This window comes from Pseudomonas sp. BJa5 (assembly GCF_030272875.2).
Classification (GTDB): Bacteria; Pseudomonadota; Gammaproteobacteria; order Pseudomonadales; family Pseudomonadaceae; genus Aquipseudomonas.
On record NZ_JALRNG020000092.1, the window covers coordinates 1 to 386 of the forward strand.

General features: G+C 61.9%; 1 protein-coding gene. It reads left to right on the forward strand.

The genetic code is table 11. From position 1 onward, the window contains the following. The coding region (locus M2D63_RS25555; protein ID WP_285865870.1) for an immunoglobulin-like domain-containing protein at positions 1-386 on the forward strand (386 nt) is incomplete at both ends.

The following is a 386-nucleotide window of genomic DNA, read 5'->3' on the forward strand; positions in this document are numbered from 1 at the left end:
CCGTCGACCGTCAAGTTGACCGCCGACGTCAGCACCATCGGCGAAGGTGGTGTGATTACCTACACCGCCACCGTCAGCGCGCCGGTGACCGGCACCCCATTGGTGATCAACCTCACCAACGGCCAGCAAATCGTCATCGGTGTCGGTCAGAGCACTGGCACCGTGCAGTTCACTGCACCGGACAACGTGCACAACACCAACCTCGATCTGACCAACAGCATCAAGGACGTTTCGGGTGGCAACTACGAGGACCTGACCGCTTCCGGCGAGACCACCGTCACCGTTACTGACGGCCCGGGCACCCAGGATGAAACTGGCCTGAAGCTGACCGCCACCCCGTCGGTCAACGAAGGTGGCGAGATCACCTACACCGCGACGCTGACCAA